At 72.6% G+C, this 16,075-nt stretch carries 10 protein-coding genes; 5 read left to right on the top strand and 5 right to left on the bottom strand.

All coding sequences use genetic code 11. The features are described from left to right. Positions 1-2: 2 nt before the first annotated feature. From EV190_RS19915 to EV190_RS19905, 3 genes are all read right to left on the bottom strand, one after another. Positions 3-986: a carbohydrate ABC transporter permease gene (locus tag EV190_RS19915; RefSeq protein ID WP_133743119.1), complete on the bottom strand. Its 984-nt coding sequence runs from the start codon at positions 984-986 to the stop codon at positions 3-5. Continuing rightward, on the bottom strand, positions 983-1,963 hold the full coding sequence (locus EV190_RS19910) for a carbohydrate ABC transporter permease (RefSeq protein ID WP_133743118.1): 981 nt from the start codon (positions 1,961-1,963) through the stop codon (positions 983-985). Before EV190_RS19910 ends, EV190_RS19915 begins: the two co-directional genes overlap by 4 nt. 66 nt (positions 1,964-2,029) lie before the next feature. Continuing rightward, positions 2,030-3,373, bottom strand: coding sequence for an ABC transporter substrate-binding protein (locus tag EV190_RS19905; protein ID WP_133743117.1), 1,344 nt, complete (start codon positions 3,371-3,373; stop codon positions 2,030-2,032). A 261-nt stretch (positions 3,374-3,634) separates the two neighbouring features. Between EV190_RS19905 and lon the strand changes: the two genes are divergently transcribed. The 5 genes from lon (at position 3,635) to EV190_RS19880 (ending at position 12,052) form a co-directional block, all read left to right on the top strand. Further along, on the top strand, positions 3,635-6,046 hold the full coding sequence (gene lon / locus EV190_RS19900; protein WP_133743116.1) for an endopeptidase La: 2,412 nt from the start codon (positions 3,635-3,637) through the stop codon (positions 6,044-6,046). A 224-nt stretch (positions 6,047-6,270) separates the two neighbouring features. Then, entirely contained in the window at positions 6,271-7,350 is a 1,080-nt protein-coding gene (locus EV190_RS19895; RefSeq protein ID WP_133743115.1) for a Gfo/Idh/MocA family oxidoreductase, read from the top strand. Between the two features lie 104 nt (positions 7,351-7,454). Beyond that, a complete protein-coding gene (locus EV190_RS19890; RefSeq protein WP_133743114.1) occupies positions 7,455-8,816 on the top strand; it encodes a four-carbon acid sugar kinase family protein in 1,362 nt (453 codons plus the stop codon). Positions 8,817-9,393: 577 nt separating this feature from the next. Continuing rightward, the gene (locus EV190_RS19885; protein WP_133743113.1) at positions 9,394-10,971 is read left to right on the top strand and encodes a TROVE domain-containing protein; all 1,578 of its coding nucleotides are present in this window, start codon (positions 9,394-9,396) and stop codon (positions 10,969-10,971) included. A gap of 130 nt (positions 10,972-11,101) precedes the next feature. After that, the gene (locus tag EV190_RS19880; protein ID WP_133743112.1) at positions 11,102-12,052 is read left to right on the top strand and encodes a hypothetical protein; all 951 of its coding nucleotides are present in this window, start codon (positions 11,102-11,104) and stop codon (positions 12,050-12,052) included. A 34-nt stretch (positions 12,053-12,086) separates the two neighbouring features. Here the strand turns inward: EV190_RS19880 and EV190_RS19875 are convergent, their stop codons facing one another. Beyond that, positions 12,087-13,940: a GMC oxidoreductase gene (locus EV190_RS19875; RefSeq protein ID WP_133743111.1), complete on the bottom strand. Its 1,854-nt coding sequence runs from the start codon at positions 13,938-13,940 to the stop codon at positions 12,087-12,089. Positions 13,941-14,197: 257 nt separating this feature from the next. After that, the gene (locus EV190_RS19870) at positions 14,198-16,009 is read right to left on the bottom strand and encodes a UvrD-helicase domain-containing protein (RefSeq protein ID WP_133743110.1); all 1,812 of its coding nucleotides are present in this window, start codon (positions 16,007-16,009) and stop codon (positions 14,198-14,200) included. Positions 16,010-16,075 lie beyond the last annotated feature (66 nt).

The raw sequence follows: 16,075 nt of genomic DNA, 5'->3' as shown, positions 1-16,075 counted from the left end.
GGTCAGCCCTTCACGCTTCCGGCCAGGAGGCCGCGGACGAAGTACCGCTGCAGGGAGAAGAACACGAGCAGCGGCACGATGATGGACACGAACGCGCCGGCCGTCAGGCGCTGCCACTCCTCGCCGCGCGTCCCCGCGAGCTCGGCCAGCCGCACCGTCAGCGGCGCGGTCTCCACGCCGCCCCCGGCGAAGATCAGCGCCACCAGCAGGTCGTTCCAGACCCACAGGAACTGGAAGATCGCCAGCGACACCAGGGCGGGCACGACCAGCGGCACCACCACGCGGCGGAACAGCACGCCGTGCCCGGCTCCGTCCACCCGCGCGGCCTCGAAGAGGCTGCGCGGGAGCTGGGAGACGAAGTTGTGCAGCAGGAAGATGCCCAGCGGCAGGCCGAAGATCGTGTGGGCGACCCACACGTTCGTGAAGGCCAGCGCGCCCTGCAGGTCCCAGGCCGGCATGAGCTGCACCCCGGCGACGGTGACGCCCTCGGAGAAGAAGCTCAGCAGCGGCACCAGGGACATCTGCAGGGGCACGATCTGCAGGGCGAACACGCCCAGGAACACCCAGTCCCGGCCGGGGAAGTCCACCCAGGCCAGGGCGTAGGCGGCCAGCGCGGCCAGGACCACCACGAACACGGTGGACGGCACCGTGATCACGAACGAGTTCACGAAGTAGCTGGCGAGCTGGCCCTGGCTGGCCGTCCCGAACAGCACGTCGCCGTAGTTCCGCAGGGTGATCTGGGGGTCGGTGAAGAACGTCCACCACCCGGTGTTCTTGATCTCCTCTTCGGGGCGGAACGAGGAGATGAGGAGCCCGGCCGTCGGCAGCGTCCACACCGTGGCGATGACGACCGCCACGACGCTCGCGGCCGTGGTCGACAGCCGCTTGCGCACCCGGGCGGCGGAGGACTCCCGGGAGCGGTCGACCGTCTTGCCCGGGGCCTTCGCGGGAAGCCCCCCCACGGGGGGCGTCGGAGTCGAGGTCATCGCTGCTCCCTCTGACGTCGGTTGGTGCGCATCTGCACGATGACAAGCGGGATGACCAGTACGAACAGGAAGACCGCGAGCGCCGAGCCCTGGCCGAGCTCCCCGTACCGGAACGCCTGCGCGTACATCTCGTTGGCGATGACGCTGGTCTCGTACTGGCCGCCGGTCATGGTGCGCACGATGTCGAAGACCTTCAGGGTCTGCACCGAGATGGTGATCAGCACGACCGTCAGGGTCGGCCACACCGAGGGCAGGGTGATGTGCCGGAACTGCTGCCAGGCGTTCGTCCCGTCGATCCGGGCCGCCTCGATGATCTCGTCGGGGATCGCCTTGATCGACGCCGAGAGCACCACCATCGCGAACCCGGCCTGCACCCAGATCAGGACCACGATCAGCAGCAGCGTGTTCAACGGCGGGTTGAGCAGCCACAGCTGCGGCTCGCCGCCGAACCACACGACGACCTGGTTGAGGACGCCGATCTGGTCGTCCCCGGCGGGGCTGTAGGCGTAGACGAACTTCCAGATGATGCTGGCGCCCACGAACGAGATCGCCATCGGCATGAAGATCAGCGACTTGGCCAGGGACTCGAACCGCCTGCGGTCGACCAGGATCGCGTACATCAGGCCGGTTGCGGTGGCCAGGGCCGGGGCGAACACCACCCACAGCAGGGTGTTGCGCAGCACCGTCAGGATCAGGGGCTGCGTGAACATCCAGGTGTAGTTCTGCAACCCCACCCAGTTCTCGCCGCGGCTGTCCGAGAAGGACAGGAACGTGGTCCGGACCGCCGGGTAGACCAGCCCCAGGAGCAGCAGGATCAGAGCGGGGGCGAGGAAGAGCGACGCCTGCCACCACTCGTACTTGGTCCGGGGGCCGCGGTCGACGAAGAACAGCAGACAGCCGATGGCGGCGAGGAAGGCCGCGACGCCGATCAGCAGCCAGACGAGCTTGGGGAGCTCGTCGAGAATGGAGAAACCCATTCCGTCCCTTCCGATCAGGGCGGCCCGGGCGCCGGTCGAAACCGGGGCCCGGGCCGACGGACTTCGTCAGGACGGCCAGGAGTCCTCGATGTAGTCGAGGGTCACGTCGGTCTCCTCGCCGTTGATCCAGTTCGTCATGCCGCGCCAGAAGGTGCCGGCGCCCACGGCGGCGGGCATCAGGTCGCTGCCGTCGAAGCGGAACACGGTCTCGGGGTCGCGCAGGATCTCCGCGCCCAGGCGGTCGGTCGGCGCCTCCAGGCCGTCGAGGTCGAGGCCCTGGTGGGCGGAGAACCAGGCGCCCTCGGCGGCACGGCTGTTGGCGTACTCGGCGGTGGCCAGGTACTCGCGGACCGCGACGACCTCGGGCCGGTCGGCGAAGGCGCCGACGAACTCGCCGCCGCCCATGACCGGGGTGCCCTCCTCCGGGTCGACCGGCGGCAGGTTGAACGCGAAGACGTCGCCGTCCTCGCCCACCGTGGTTCCCTCGGGCCACTGCGCGGCGTAGAAGGAGCCCATCAGGTACATCCCGCACTCGTCGTCCAGGATCGGCATGCCCGCGTCCTGGAACGAGGTGGTGCCGATGGTCTGCACGTTGCCGTGCCCGCCGTTGACGTAGTCCTCGTTGCGCAGGATCTCGTCGGCCCGGTCGAACGCCTCGGTGATCTGGGGGTCGTTGAACGGGATCTCGTGGCCGACCCACTGGTCGTAGACGTCGGGACCCTGCTCGCGCAGGATGACGTTCTCGATCCAGTCGGTCGCGGGCCAGCCGGTGGCGTCGCCGGACTCGATGCCCGCGCACCAGGGCTTGACGCCGTCGGCGGCGATCGCGTCGCTGAGGGCGATCATCTCGTCCCAGGTCTGGGGGACCTCGTGGCCGTTCTCGCTGAAGTAGGTCGGCGAGTACCAGACGAAGGACTTGAAGTTGGCGCCGAGCGGGGTGCCGTAGAGCTCGCCGTCGACGGTGGCGTAGTTCAGCCAGTCCTCGCTCCAGCCCTCCTCGGCCAGCGTCCGGACGCTGTCCGGGGCGGGGACCGCGTCGCCGGCGTCGATGAAGCGCGCGAGCAGGCCGGGCTGCGGGAAGAGGGCGATGTCGGGGGCGTTGCCGCCGTCGACCTTCACCTGCACCTGGGCCTCGAACTCACCGCTGCCCTCGTACTGGATGTCGATCCCGGTGCAGTCGGCGAACTGCTGCCAGGAGCGCTCCATGCGCTCGGCCTCCTCGTCGCGGATGGAGGCGTAGACGGAGACGGTGCCCTCGTTCCCCTGCCACTGGGAGAAGGCCTCGCATTCGGGGGAGTCCGGATCGGCCGACTGGGATCCGCCGCCCTCCAGGTAGGCGCACCCACCGGTGAGGAAGACCAGTGAGAGTGACGCCGCGACGGTCGCGCGCGGGTGCGGGGACTTGGGCATTCACGTACCTCCAGTGCCGCCCGGTCCGTGATGTAGACCGGCCTCGTGACGTCTGATGCAAGTAGCTTTGCCAGTGAATGTCCACACAATTGGCCGGTGTGCGCCGTAACGGTTTCGTCACGTGGGACGAATTCCCTGTTCAGGGAGACGTTTTCAGCTGCGGAGGGTTCGTGTCCGCATGATCGCTGTGGGCGAACAGGGTTCGAGGAACAAGACGGGCTCTTCTTTGTTGAGTCATAGTGACTCAACAAGGAGGGTCTGATGACTGACACGCAATCCGGTGTGACGTTGCCCGTTCTGCCGCTCGACGACGATGTCCTCCTCCCCGGCATGGTCGTGCCGGTGGACATCTCGGACTCCGACGTCCGCGCCGCGATCGAGGCCGCCCAGGCCGCCGAGACCTCGGACGGGAAGGCCTCCGGGACGCGTTCGGCGGGCAAGCCCCGGGTGCTGATCGTGCCGCGGGTGAACGGCTCCTACGCCGGTGTCGGCACCGTCGCCGTCGTCGAGCAGGTCGGCCGCACCCCCGACGGCGAACCCGCCGCCGCCCTGCGCGGCGTCGCGCGGGCCCGCGTGGGCAGCGGAACCACGGGCACCGGAGCGGCGCTGTGGGTCACCGCGGAGGTCCACCGGGACGAGGTCCCCGAGGGCGGCTACCCGGGCAGGGTGCAGGAGCTGGCCCGCGAGTACAAGACGCTGCTCAGCACCTACCTGCAGAAGCGCGGCGCCTGGCAGATCCTGGACGGCATCCAGCAGCTCGACGACCTCGGGCTGCTCGCCGACCGCGGCGGCTACTCCCCGTTCCTGAACACCGCCCAGAAACTGCGGCTGCTGGAGAGCTACGACGTCTCCGAGCGCCTCGCCCTGCTGAGCGAGTGGACGCGCGAGTACCTCACCGAACTCGACGTCACCGAGACCATCAACAAGGACGTCCAGGAGGGCGTGGACAAGCAGCAGCGCGAGTTCCTGCTGCGCCGCCAGATGGAGGCCGTCCGCAAGGAGCTCAACGAGCTGTCCGGGAAGCCGGGCAGCGAGGAGGAGGACTACAGGGAGCGGGTCGAGGCCGCGAACCTGCCCGACCACGTCCGCGCCGCGGCCCTGGCAGAGGTGGACAAGCTGGAGCGGGCCGGGGACTCCTCGCCCGAGGCCGGATGGATCCGTACCTGGCTGGACACGGTCCTCGACATGCCGTGGAACGAGCGGACCGCCGACTCCTACGACATCACCGGCGCCCGCGAGGTCCTGGACGCCGACCACGCCGGCCTGGACGACGTCAAGGAGCGCGTCCTGGAGTACCTGGCGGTGCGCAAGCGCCGCGAGGACAAGGGCCTGGGCGTCGTCGGCGGCAGGCGCAGCGGGGCGGTGCTCGCGCTGGTCGGCCCGCCCGGTGTGGGCAAGACGTCGCTCGGCGAGAGCGTGGCGCGCGCCATGGGCCGCTCCTTCACCCGGGTCGCCCTCGGCGGCGTGCGCGACGAGGCCGAGATCCGCGGCCACCGGCGCACCTACGTCGGGGCGCTGCCCGGCCGGATCGTGCGGGCCGTCAAGGAGGCGGGCACGATGAACCCGGTCGTGCTGCTGGACGAGATCGACAAGGTCGGCAGCGACTTCCGGGGCGACCCCGGCGCGGCGCTGCTGGAGGTGCTCGACCCCGCCCAGAACCACACCTTCCGGGACCACTACCTGGAGGTCGACCTCGACCTGTCCGACGTGGTCTTCCTGGCCACCGCGAACACCCTGGACAGCATCCCGGGCCCGCTGCTGGACCGGATGGAGCTGGTGGAGCTGGACGGCTACACCGAGGACGAGAAGGTCACCATCGCCCGGGACCACCTGCTCCCGCGCCAGCTGGAGAAGGCCGGACTGGAGGCGGACGAGGCCGCCCTGGACGAGGACGCGCTGCGCCGCCTCGCCGGGGAGTACACCCGCGAGGCCGGGGTGCGCTCGCTGGAGCGCGCGATCTCCCGGGTGCTGCGCAAGATCGCGGCGTCGGTGGCGCTGGGCGAGAGGGAACTGCCCGTCGCGGTCGACGCCGACGGCCTGCGCGACTACATCGGCAGGCCCCGGCACACCCCGGAGTCGGCCGAGCGCACAGCGGTGCCGGGCGTGGCCACCGGCCTGGCCGTCACCGGAGCGGGCGGGGACGTGCTCTTCGTCGAGGCGTCGCTGGCCGACCCCGAGTCGGGCGCGAGCGGACTGACCCTGACCGGCCAGCTCGGCGACGTGATGAAGGAGTCCGCGCGGATCGCGCTCTCCTACCTGCGCTCGCGGGGAGCGGAGCTGGAGCTCCCGGTCGGCGACCTCAAGGAGCGCGGCGTGCACATCCACGTCCCCGCCGGGGCCGTCCCCAAGGACGGGCCCAGCGCGGGCGTGACCATGACCACGGCCCTGGCCTCCCTGCTCTCGGGGCGTACGGCCCGTTCGGACGTGGCCATGACCGGGGAGGTCTCCCTCACCGGCCGGGTGCTGCCCATCGGAGGAGTCAAGCAGAAACTGCTCGCCGCGCACCGCGCGGGCATCACCACCGTCCTGATCCCCGCCCGCAACGAACCCGACCTGGACGACGTGCCCGCCGAGGTGCTCGACCAGCTCACCGTCCACCCCGTCAGCGACGTCCGCGAGGTCCTGGCCCTGGCCCTGGAGCCCGCTGAGTCCCGGCAGCCCGCCGGAGTCTGACAGATCCGGGAACCGGTCGACAGGGACCGCCCGCAGTGGAGCGGACGGTCCCTGTACTCCTTGCGAAACCAGGACACTGTTCGATGATCGTGACGCCGGCGTTCTACAAAACGGGCAAAGTGGAACGCCGGCGTCACGATCATCGAAGGATTCAACGGATCCGGACGCGGAGCCGGGACGGAGGGCGCCGTCGAGGCGGGCCGGGGGTCTTTGATAATTGAGGCATGACCACTGATCACGGCACCGGACCGGAACTGCACGTCGCGCTCATCGGATACGGCAAGGGCGGCGAGGTGTTCCACGCCCCGCTCATCGACGCCACACCCGGACTCCGGCTCTCGGCGGTGGTCACCGGGAACGCCGAGCGCGCCGCCGCCGTACGGGCGCGGTACCCGCGCACCGAGGTGATCGCCTCGGCAGGGGAGCTGTGGCGGCGGGCGGGGGAGTTCGAGATCGCCGTCATCGCCTCGCCCAACGACACGCACGCGCCGCTGGCCGAAGCCGGGCTCGACGCCGGACTCGCGGTCGTCGTGGACAAGCCCTTCGCCGTCACCGCGGCCGAGGCCCGCGCGCTCCAGGCCCGGGCCGAGCGGCTCGGCCAGGTGCTCACCGTGTTCCAGAACCGGCGCTGGGACAGCGACTTCCTCACCCTGTGGAAGCTGATCGAGGACGGTGCGCTCGGCCGGGTGCACCGGTTCGAGTCCCGTTTCGAGCGCTGGCGCCCCCAGGCCAAGGGCACCTGGCGCGAGAGCGGGACCGTCGAGCAGGGGGCCGGGCTCCTCTACGACCTGGGCGCGCACCTCATCGACCAGGCGGTCAACCTCTTCGGCCCCGTCCGCTCCGTCTACGCCGAACTGGACGCGCGGCGCGCGGGCGTCGGCGCCGACGACGACACCTTCGTCGCCCTCGCCCACGAGAACGGGACCCGCTCGCACCTGTGGATGAGCGCCGTGGCCGCCCAGCTCGGCCCCCGCTTCCGGGTCCTGGGCGACGGCGCGGCGTTCACCGTGCACGGGCTCGACGGGCAGGAGGCGCGCCTGGGAGAGGGCGAGCGCCCCGGCGGCCCCGGCTGGGGTGTCGAACCCGAGGCCGCCTGGGGGAGGCTGGGGACGGACGGCGAGACCAAGGCCGTCCCCTCCGAACGGGGCGACTACCCCGCCTTCTACGCGGGCGTGCGCGACGCCGTCGGGGAGGGCGAGCCGCTGCCCGTCGAACCGCACGAGGTCGTGCACGGGCTCGACGTCATCGAGGCGGCCCTGCGCAGCGCCCGCACCGGCGAGGCGGTGGGGGTCCGGGCGGGCTGACCAGGGTCTTCGGGAGCGCGGTTCGGGGGAGCGGTTCCATCGGGGACGGCCCCGCCGACCCGGACGCGGCGAACCGCTCCCCCGAGTGCACTATGAATAGTCGGGTGGCACAGGTTCTCGTCATCGCAGACGATCTCACCGGAGCGAACGCGACCGGCGCCCGTTTCGCGCGCTCGGGTCACCGCGTCGTGACCGTCGCCCCCGAACACGTCACCCGCGCGGCCGAGGACTACGACGTCGTCGTGGCCAACCTGGACAGCCGCCACATGCCCGCCGAACAGGCCGTCGACCTCGTCACCGACGTGGTCGAGGCGGTCTGGCCGGTCGGGCTGGTGGTCAAGCGGATCGACACCACCCTGCGAGGCAACATCGGCGCCGAGGTGGAGGCCGCCTGGCGGGCGCTGCGGGACCGCTGTCCGCCGCGGACGCGCCCGCGCGTGCTGCTGGTCCCGGCGTTCCCCTCCTCGGGCCGCACCACCGCCGGCGGCGTCCAGCTCCTGGACGGGGTGCCGCTGGACCGTACCGAGCTGGCGCTCGACCCGCTCAGCCCCGCCACCACCGGGGACGTCGCCGAGGTGTTCGCGCGCCAGAGCGGCCTCGCGGTGCGGCACGTCCCGGTCCGCCAGATCACCAGAGACCTGCTTGCCGCCGAACTCGCCTCGGGCGACGAGCCGGTCGTGCTGTGCGACGCCCTCACCGAGCCGTACCTGACCGAACTGGCCCAGGCCGCGGCCCAGGCCCACCGCGAGCACGGCATCGTGTGGCTGGCCGCGGACCCCGGACCGGCCGGCGCGCTGCTGGCCGAGGCGCTGCGCCTGCGCGGCCGGGGCCACGTCGCCGGGCCGCTGCTGGCCGTCGTCGGCAGCGCCTCCGACCTGACCCGCCGCCAGCTGGACGCGGTCGCGCGCACCGGTCCGGCCTGTTTCGTCGACGTCGACGCCGAGGCGCTGGAGGACCGGGGTTTCGAACGGCGGGACGAACTCGTCCGGGTCCTGACCGACTCCCTCACCAGCCACGTCTTCCCCGACGTGGTGATCCTGCGGCTGGGCGTGTCCGCGGCCGGGATCGCCGCGCTGCCCGTCGGACGTCGCCGCGTCCTGCCGCAGGTGCTCGCCGGACTGGTCGTGCGCGCCGTGGAGAACGCCCAGCGCGAGGCGGGGCCCGCAGGCGGGCCCAGCGGCCTGTTCGTGACCGGCGGCAACGTCACCTCGGCGGTGCTGGACGAGCTGGGCGTGCACGCCTTCGAGGTCGGCGGCGAGGTGCTGCCGCTCGCGGTGCACGGCGTCATCGTCGGCGGTCCGCTGGACGGCGCGCCGCTCGTGACCAAGGGCGGGATGGTCGGCGACAACGCGGCCGTCCTGGAGTGCTTCGGCAGGCTGCGCAGAGCCGTCCAGGCGCGCCTGCGCACGGTGCGCTCGGAGGTGTCCGAGCACTTCCTGTTCGCGGTCCGGGACCAGCACCGCTGAAATCCGGTTGCGGCCCGGACGCCTGTCCCGTAGCGTCCCCGGCGCAGGCTTTCCGGTGCGAAGCCGATGGATACTTCTGGTAATCCATTTTGGTTCGAACCCAAAGCGCCGTTTCATCGCGGCGTAGGACTCCATCGGCGCCGGGAACTCGGAAAGCCTCGCACAACCGGGGCGCCCGGTGCGCAGGCGACGGATACTTCTTCCGGACCCGACGGTCGCGGGTTCGAGTCCCGCCGCCGGTCCCAGGACCGGTGTAGCTCAGTCGGTAGAGCATCGGGCAAGCACCGTCGCCGACTCAGATCTCGGGCGCCCCTTCCTCCCTTCCGCGTCTCCCCGCGGCCGGGGCGAAAACGGATGGCGGGCGGAGGAGAGGGGCCGCTAGGGTCTCAGCCGTGCACCTTCCGGTGCGCGGACAGCGGATGCCTCCCCCCAAGAGAACGACGCGGGTCCGAGTCCCGCCGGACCTCCCCTGATGCGGCTCGGCGGCCGCTGTCGACCCCGCCCCCGACACCGGCCGTCCGCTCAGCGGACCCCGCCGGTGCCTGTTCCCGACGAGCACCGTATGAGGAGGCGCGCTATGGCCAAGTTCAACCGGGCCACGGCCACCACGACCGGTACCGCACCCGTCACCGCCGAACGCGTCGCGTCCGGTCGGACCTTCGAAGGCGCGCCCGGCCACCGGCGCGACGCCCGGTCCGAACTCTTCGTGCTCGCGGTCTCGAACATGGTGGGGGAGCGAACCGCCTACGAAGGAGCCGAGGAGCGCGACCAGCGCTACCGCGAGCTGGTGGCCCGGCTCGCCGTGGAGGACGTCGACTGGCTGGGCGGCCTGCTCCGCTGGCTGCGCGGAGACGTCGGACTGCGCTCGGCCGCCCTGGTCGGGGCGGTCGAGGCCGTACGGGCCAGGCTCGCCGCGGGCGCGCACGGGCGGAGCCGCCGGCTGGTCGACTCGGTCCTGCTGCGTCCCGACGAGCCCGGAGAGGCGCTGGCCTACTGGACGGGCCGGTACGGGCGGGCCGTCCCCAAGCCGCTCAAGCGCGGAGTCGCCGACGCCGTGGCCCGCCTCTACACCGAGCGCGCGCTGCTCAAGTACGACACCGACGCCCGGGCCTACCGTTTCGGAGACGTCATCGACATCGTGCACCCGGTCGCCAGGGACACCCGCCAGGGACTGCTGTTCCGGCACGCGCTGGACCGCCGCCACGGCAGGGGCGACCCGGTCCCCGACGGGCTGGACACGCTGCGGGCCCGCGCCGGGCTGATGGCGCTGGAGGTGCCCGAGCGCCGCGCGGTCCTGGACCGGCCCGACGCGGACGAGGTGCTGCGCCGTGCCGGGATGACCTGGGAGGCGCTGGCCGGATGGCTCCAGGGGCCGATGGACGCGGCCGCCTGGAAGGCGGTGCTGGCCTCCATGGGGTCCATGGCCCGGTTGCGCAACCTGCGCAACTTTGACGAGGCGGGGCTGGACGACGAGACCGCCCGAGCGGTGGCCGCCCGGATCGCCGACCCCGAGGAGGTGGCGCGCTCCCGGCAGCTTCCGATGCGCTACCTGGCCGCCCACCGGGCCGCCCCGTCGCTGCGCTGGGGAGCCGCGCTGGAGCGGGCGCTCCAGGCGTCGCTGGCCAACGTGCCCGCGCTGCCCGGCCGCACCCTCGTCCTGGTGGACCGGTCCGGGTCGATGTTCTTCGGCGGCTCCGACCGGTCCACGCTGACCGCGGCCGACAGCGCGGCGGTGTTCGGCGCCGCGCTGGCGCTCCGGGCGGAGGACGCCGACCTGGTCCAGTTCGGCACCACGCACGCGCCGGTCGGGATCCGCAGGGGCGACGCGCTCCTGCGGGTGGTCGAGCGCTTCGGGAACCTGGGCGGGACCAACACGGCGGCCGCCGTCAGGGACAACTACAGGGGACACGACCGGGTCGTCATCGTCACCGACGAGCAGGCGTGGGCGGGGCGGCGGGGGGAGGACCCCACGGGGGAGGTCCCCGCGCAGGTTCCCGTCTACACCTGGAATCTCGCCGGGTACCGGTACGGCCACGGCCCGTCCGGCGAGGGCGGCCGGTACACCTTCGCCGGGTTGACCGACGCGGCCTTCGGCATGATCCCGCTCATCGAGGCGGGCCGCGCCGCCCGCTGGCCGTGGGAGCGCCAGGCCTGATCGGGAACCGCCGCCGACACGGTGGTTCCCCCGGGCCGGAAGGCGCCTGTGGAAAACCCGGAGGGTGTCCGGCGGGGTTCCCCTACTGTCTGACCGGGCCGCTGGGGCCCGGGAGGACGGGAGGCGGAACATGCGGTACACGGTGCGGATCAGCGTGGAGGTCCCCGCGGGGCGGGATGACCTCGATCCCGTCCGGGCGGGCGGGGGAGTCCGGCGCGTTCTGGAGCGGGTCTCCTCCATCGCCGCGATCGAGGGCCCCGACGGGGTGCGGGTTCTGCTGCGCGCGGCCGAGGCCAGGGAGCACCGCCGAGGCGTGCTCGTCGACGCGGTCGTGGAGGCGCCGTCCGCGGCCGTGGCGGAGACCGGGATGCGGCTGGCGCTGGCGCGGCTGCTCCTGGAGCTGCCCGAGACCCGGTCGTGGCAGGTCGCCGGTTGCAGCGCCGGACCCGCGGACGCGCCGCCCGCCCCGGTCGCGGCCCGGCGGCACGTCCTGGCGCACGCGCCCATGCTGCGGGCGTTCGGCGCGGAGATGTTCGGCGCGGAGGAGGACGGGGGCGATCCCGATCTCACCGGCCTGCTCGCCGGGTCGCTTCTCGTCGGGGCGGCGGCCGTCCTCGACGGGCTCTACCGCGACCTCGCGGTCCTGCGCGAGGGCGAGACGACCGGGGAGCTGTTCGGTTCCCGCGTCTTCGGCGCCCTGCCGGCACCGGTCGCGTTCCGCTGCGACCCGGCCTTCGTGCGGCGCTTCCTGCTGGTGGCGGGGACCGGAGCACACCGGCTGGTGCAGCCGTTCTGGCAGCCGCCGACCAGTTTCGCCGAGGCGCTGGCGGTGCGCGCCATGTTCCGGGCCGGCCACGACCACCTGGTCTGCCACCGGCTCCTGAACGGTCCGGTCCGCTGCTTCGGCACGCTGGTGGCCAACACGCTCGACAGCGCGCATGTGGAGCGGCTGGCGCTGCTGGACGCGGAGACGGACCCGTTCGGGGACCCGGATGACCCCTGGTCCCTGTCCACCTGGTTCGATCCGGTGGACCCGGAGTTCGCGGTGCACCCGTACGGCCGGAGCCCCGTCCCGGTGTGAGCGGCACGGGGCCGTCGGCCCGCGCGGGCGCGGTTCAGCCGGAGGCGGGAGTCCTCGGGGAGGCGGCCGGGCCGAGCCGCAGGGAGCGCCGCGGGGTGAACCGCAGTTCGGCGAACGCGCCCGCCGGGACGGCCGGGCTCTTCGGGAAGACGGGTTCCACCCTCCGGTAGGGGGCTCCGGGGGCGGGGCGGGGGTCCGCCTCGCCCCGGTTGGGCCACATGGACATGGCGCGCTCGGCCTGGGCGGTGATCGTCAGGGACGGGTTCACCCCCAGGTTCGCCGAGACGGCCGAACCGTCCACGACGTGGATCCCCGGATGGCCGTGCAGCCGGTGGTAGGGGTCGACCACGCCGTCGGAGCCGGTGGCGCCGATGGGGCAGCCGCCGAGGAAGTGCGCGGTCATGGGGATGTCGAAGACGTCGCCCACGGTTCCGCCGGGGAAGCCGTCGATCCTCCCGGCGATCCGGGTGGCGACCTCCTGGCCGGCCGGGATCCAGGTCGGGTTGGGTGCGCCGTGCCCCTGACGGGAGGTGAGCCTGCGCCCGCCGAGGAGGCCGCGCGCGGTGCGGGTGGTCAGCGAGTTGTCCAGCGACTGCATCACCAGCCCGATGACAGTCCGTTCGGACCAGCGCCGGACCGAAAGGCTCCGGACGAAGACGTACGGGTGCGCCGTCGCCAGGCCGAGGAAGCGCAGCCAGCGGGGAACGCTCCCGCCGCCGGGGACCTGGAGGGTGGACAGCAGCCCCATCGCGTTGGACCCCCTGCCGTAGCGGACGGGTTCCACGTGCGTGTGCGCGTCGGGGTGGATGGAGGAGGTGATGGCCACGCCGCGGGTGAAGTCCTCGGCGGGGCGCGTGGCCCGGGTCATCGCGCCGACCAGGGCTTCGGAGTTGGTCCGGGTGAGTGTGCCGAGCCGGTCGGAGATACGGGGGAGCAGGCCGGTGTCGCGCATCGTGTGCAGCAGCCGCTGGGTGCCGTAGGTCCCGGCGGCGACCACCACCTGGCGGGCGGTGAAGGTCCGGGCGTTGGCGCGCGTGCGCCGGGCGCCGGTGACCAGGGTGTCCACCGCGTAGCCGCCGCCCCGGTCGGCGGCGCGCTCGCGCAGCCGCAGGGCGGTGGTCATCGGGTGGATCCGGGCGCCGCCGCGCTCGGCGAAGTACAGGTAGTTCTCGGTGAGCGTGTTCTTGGCGCCGTGGCGGCAGCCGGTCATGCACTCGCCGCATTCCAGACAGGCCCGCCGCGCGGGGCCCGCCCCGCCGAAGTAGGGGTCGCCGCCGACCGCCCCGGGGGAGACGGGTCCGGTGGCCGAGCCGTCCAGGCCGTCGCCGAAGTAGACGCCGACGGGCGCCAGGCGGAAGGTCGACCCCGCCCCCATGTCCTCGGCGACCCGCCTCAGATGGGAGTCGGCGGCGGTGACGGTGGGGTTGGCGCGGACCCCGAGCATGCGCTTCGCCTGGTCGTAGAAAGGGGCGAGCTCGTCCCGCCAGTCGGTGACGCCGCTCCACTGGGGGTCGGCGTAGAAGTCGTCCATCGGCTCGTACAGCGTGTTGGCGTAGTTGAGTGAACCGCCGCCCACACCGGCCCCGGCCAGGACCATGACGTCGCGCAGCATGTGGACGCGCTGGATCCCGAACAGGCCCAGCGAGGGCGCCCAGAGGAAGTTGCGCAGGTCCCAGGAGTTCCTGGGGAGTGTTTCGGGTGTGAAGCGGCGTCCGGCCTCCAGGACGCCGACCCGGTACCCCTTCTCGGTCAGGCGCAGGGCGCTGACCGAACCGCCGAAACCCGAACCGATGACGGCCACGTCGTAGTCGAACCGGTCGTCGACCGGGAGGGGCTCCCCCGGTGCCGGACCGGTGGTGTGTCCGCTGCGGTTGTGCTCGTGGGGCATCAGGTGTACTCCCTGGGGTCCGGGAGGGGGTGCGCGGCCGCGCGGTATGGCGGCCGCGGCTTCGGAACGCGGCGCCGACCGGGACCTACCGGTCGGTAGGTGCGCCCCATGTAACACGCGGGGCGGAGGCCGGCGCAAGCCCTCCGGCCCCCTGAGCTCCCGCGCGGGATCGGGACGACCGCCCTCGGCCGGCCCCGCCGGACACGTCGACGCCGCCCGGACCGGTCGGTCCGGGCGGCGTCCCTGGTCGGCGGCCGTCAGTGGGCCGAACGCGCGGACTCGGGCAGCAGGTGGCTGGGGGCGCCCACGTAGGACACGTACAGGGCGTCCCGGGCGCGGGTGCAGGCGCCGAATATCAGGTTGCGTTCCTGCTGGTAGACCTGTTCGAGCGCGACCGGGTCGCCTTCGGTCGCGTCGATCGCGGCCTTGGGCGGCAGCAGCGGCTCGCTCAGGCCCACCAGGCCGACGCAGCGGAACTCCTGGCCCTTGAGCTTGTGCATGGTGCCGACCCGCACCGCGTCGACGCCTTCGGCGGAGTCCAGCGGCGCGGTCATGATGCCGTTGGCGTACAGCTCCTTGGCGATGTGCCGCACCACCCACTGGTTGCGTCCGGCCAGCGCGATGGAGGAGGGCGTCACCCCGGCCTCCAGCCACCCCCTGACCCACTCGCCCAGCGCGGCCAGTTCCTCCGTCCGGCCGGCGCAGCCGCGCACCACCGGTTCGGGGCCGTGCAGCAGCGACCGGTATCCGGCGAGGGTGTCGGCGTCGCCGTCCGGGCCGACCGCCGCGGGCCGGCCCAGGATCGGCATCGCCCAGTTCAGGGTCTCCTGGGTCACCCGGTAGCTGACCCGCAGCCGGTGGCCGCGCCCGCGGACGTTGATGCCGAGCGAGGCCAGCGAGACCCGGTCGTCGTAGACGCGCTGGTGCGGGTCTTCCACGATGAACAGGTCGTCGGGGCCTTCGGCGACGGCGGCCCGCAGCAGCCGCCACTGCGCGGGGTGCAGGTCCTGGGCCTCGTCGACGACGATGTGCCGGTAGCGCGGTCCGGCGGTCCGCAGCAGTCGGGCCGCCTCCTGCGCCACCTGCGGGTAGGACCACTCGCCCGCGGTGCGCATGGCGGCGGTGTAGCGGTGCACGGCCTCCCACACGTGCGTCCGGTGCTCGGGGGCCAGGTGCAGCATCCGGCCGCTGCGCTCGCAGCGGATGTAGTCGGAAAGGTCGGTGATGTCCTGGGCGAGGAGCACCTGCTCCCATTCGCCGAGGAGGAAACGCCCCGAGTACGGCAGGCCGTCGGTCCGGGCGGCCGTCCGCCACCGTTCGCCGATGGCCTCCTTGCCCAGGGTCTCGGGCAGGATGCCGGTGTGCTCGTGCACGACGCCGCGAGCCAGACGGTCGACGGTGACGACGTCGATGCGCGCGCGCACGCCGGGGTCGGGGACGAGCCGGTCGAGCCGGTCGCCGAGGGTCTGCGCGAGCAGCTTGTTGACGGTGGTGAGCAGGACGCTCGGGCGTGTGGCGGGCCCGAACCGGGCGGCGTCCAGTTCGGCCAGGTGTGCCGCGCGGTGCAGCGCGATCACCGTCGTGCCGGTGCCGGGCCCGCCGGTGATCCGAGCCGATCCGGCGAAGCGCGCGTCCACGAACCGGCGCTGGTCGGGGTGCAGGGTGATCTGCCACTCGGCGAAGGACCGGTTCAGGTCGTGCGCCAGTTCGACGGGACCGCGCACCGACGGCAGGGCGATGGCGGGGGAGGACGGTCCGGACATCTCCACGACGCCGATCCCGGGCCCGGTCGCGGGTCGGTAGGCGCGGGCGAAGGAGACGGCCTCCTCGTGCCGGCGGACACCGACGAGGCAGTAGACGCCCTCGGACGAGGGGGCGACGATCCCCGACCAGTTGGGGCCGATCTGCATGACGCGGACTCGCGGGTCGGTCGCGTTCGGGACAGCCTCCAAGTGCTCTCGGTCTCCGGCCATGTAGGCCTGCATAACGGTCAGGATCGCGGTTTGGATCCCGGAGTCCAGACGGGAGAAGTCGTTGAGAAAGGTCGGGGCGATCGCGAGTTGCGGCACTGGCTGATTTCCTCCGGTCATCGGCCTTGACGTGGGATGTCGCGTGGGGAAGAAGGTCGTTGCGAC

Source organism: Actinorugispora endophytica, from assembly GCF_004363075.1.
GTDB classification, from domain to species: Bacteria; Actinomycetota; Actinomycetes; order Streptosporangiales; family Streptosporangiaceae; genus Actinorugispora; species Actinorugispora endophytica.
Note: the sequence above shows the minus strand (reverse complement) of the source record. Positions and strands in the feature narration are given on the sequence as shown.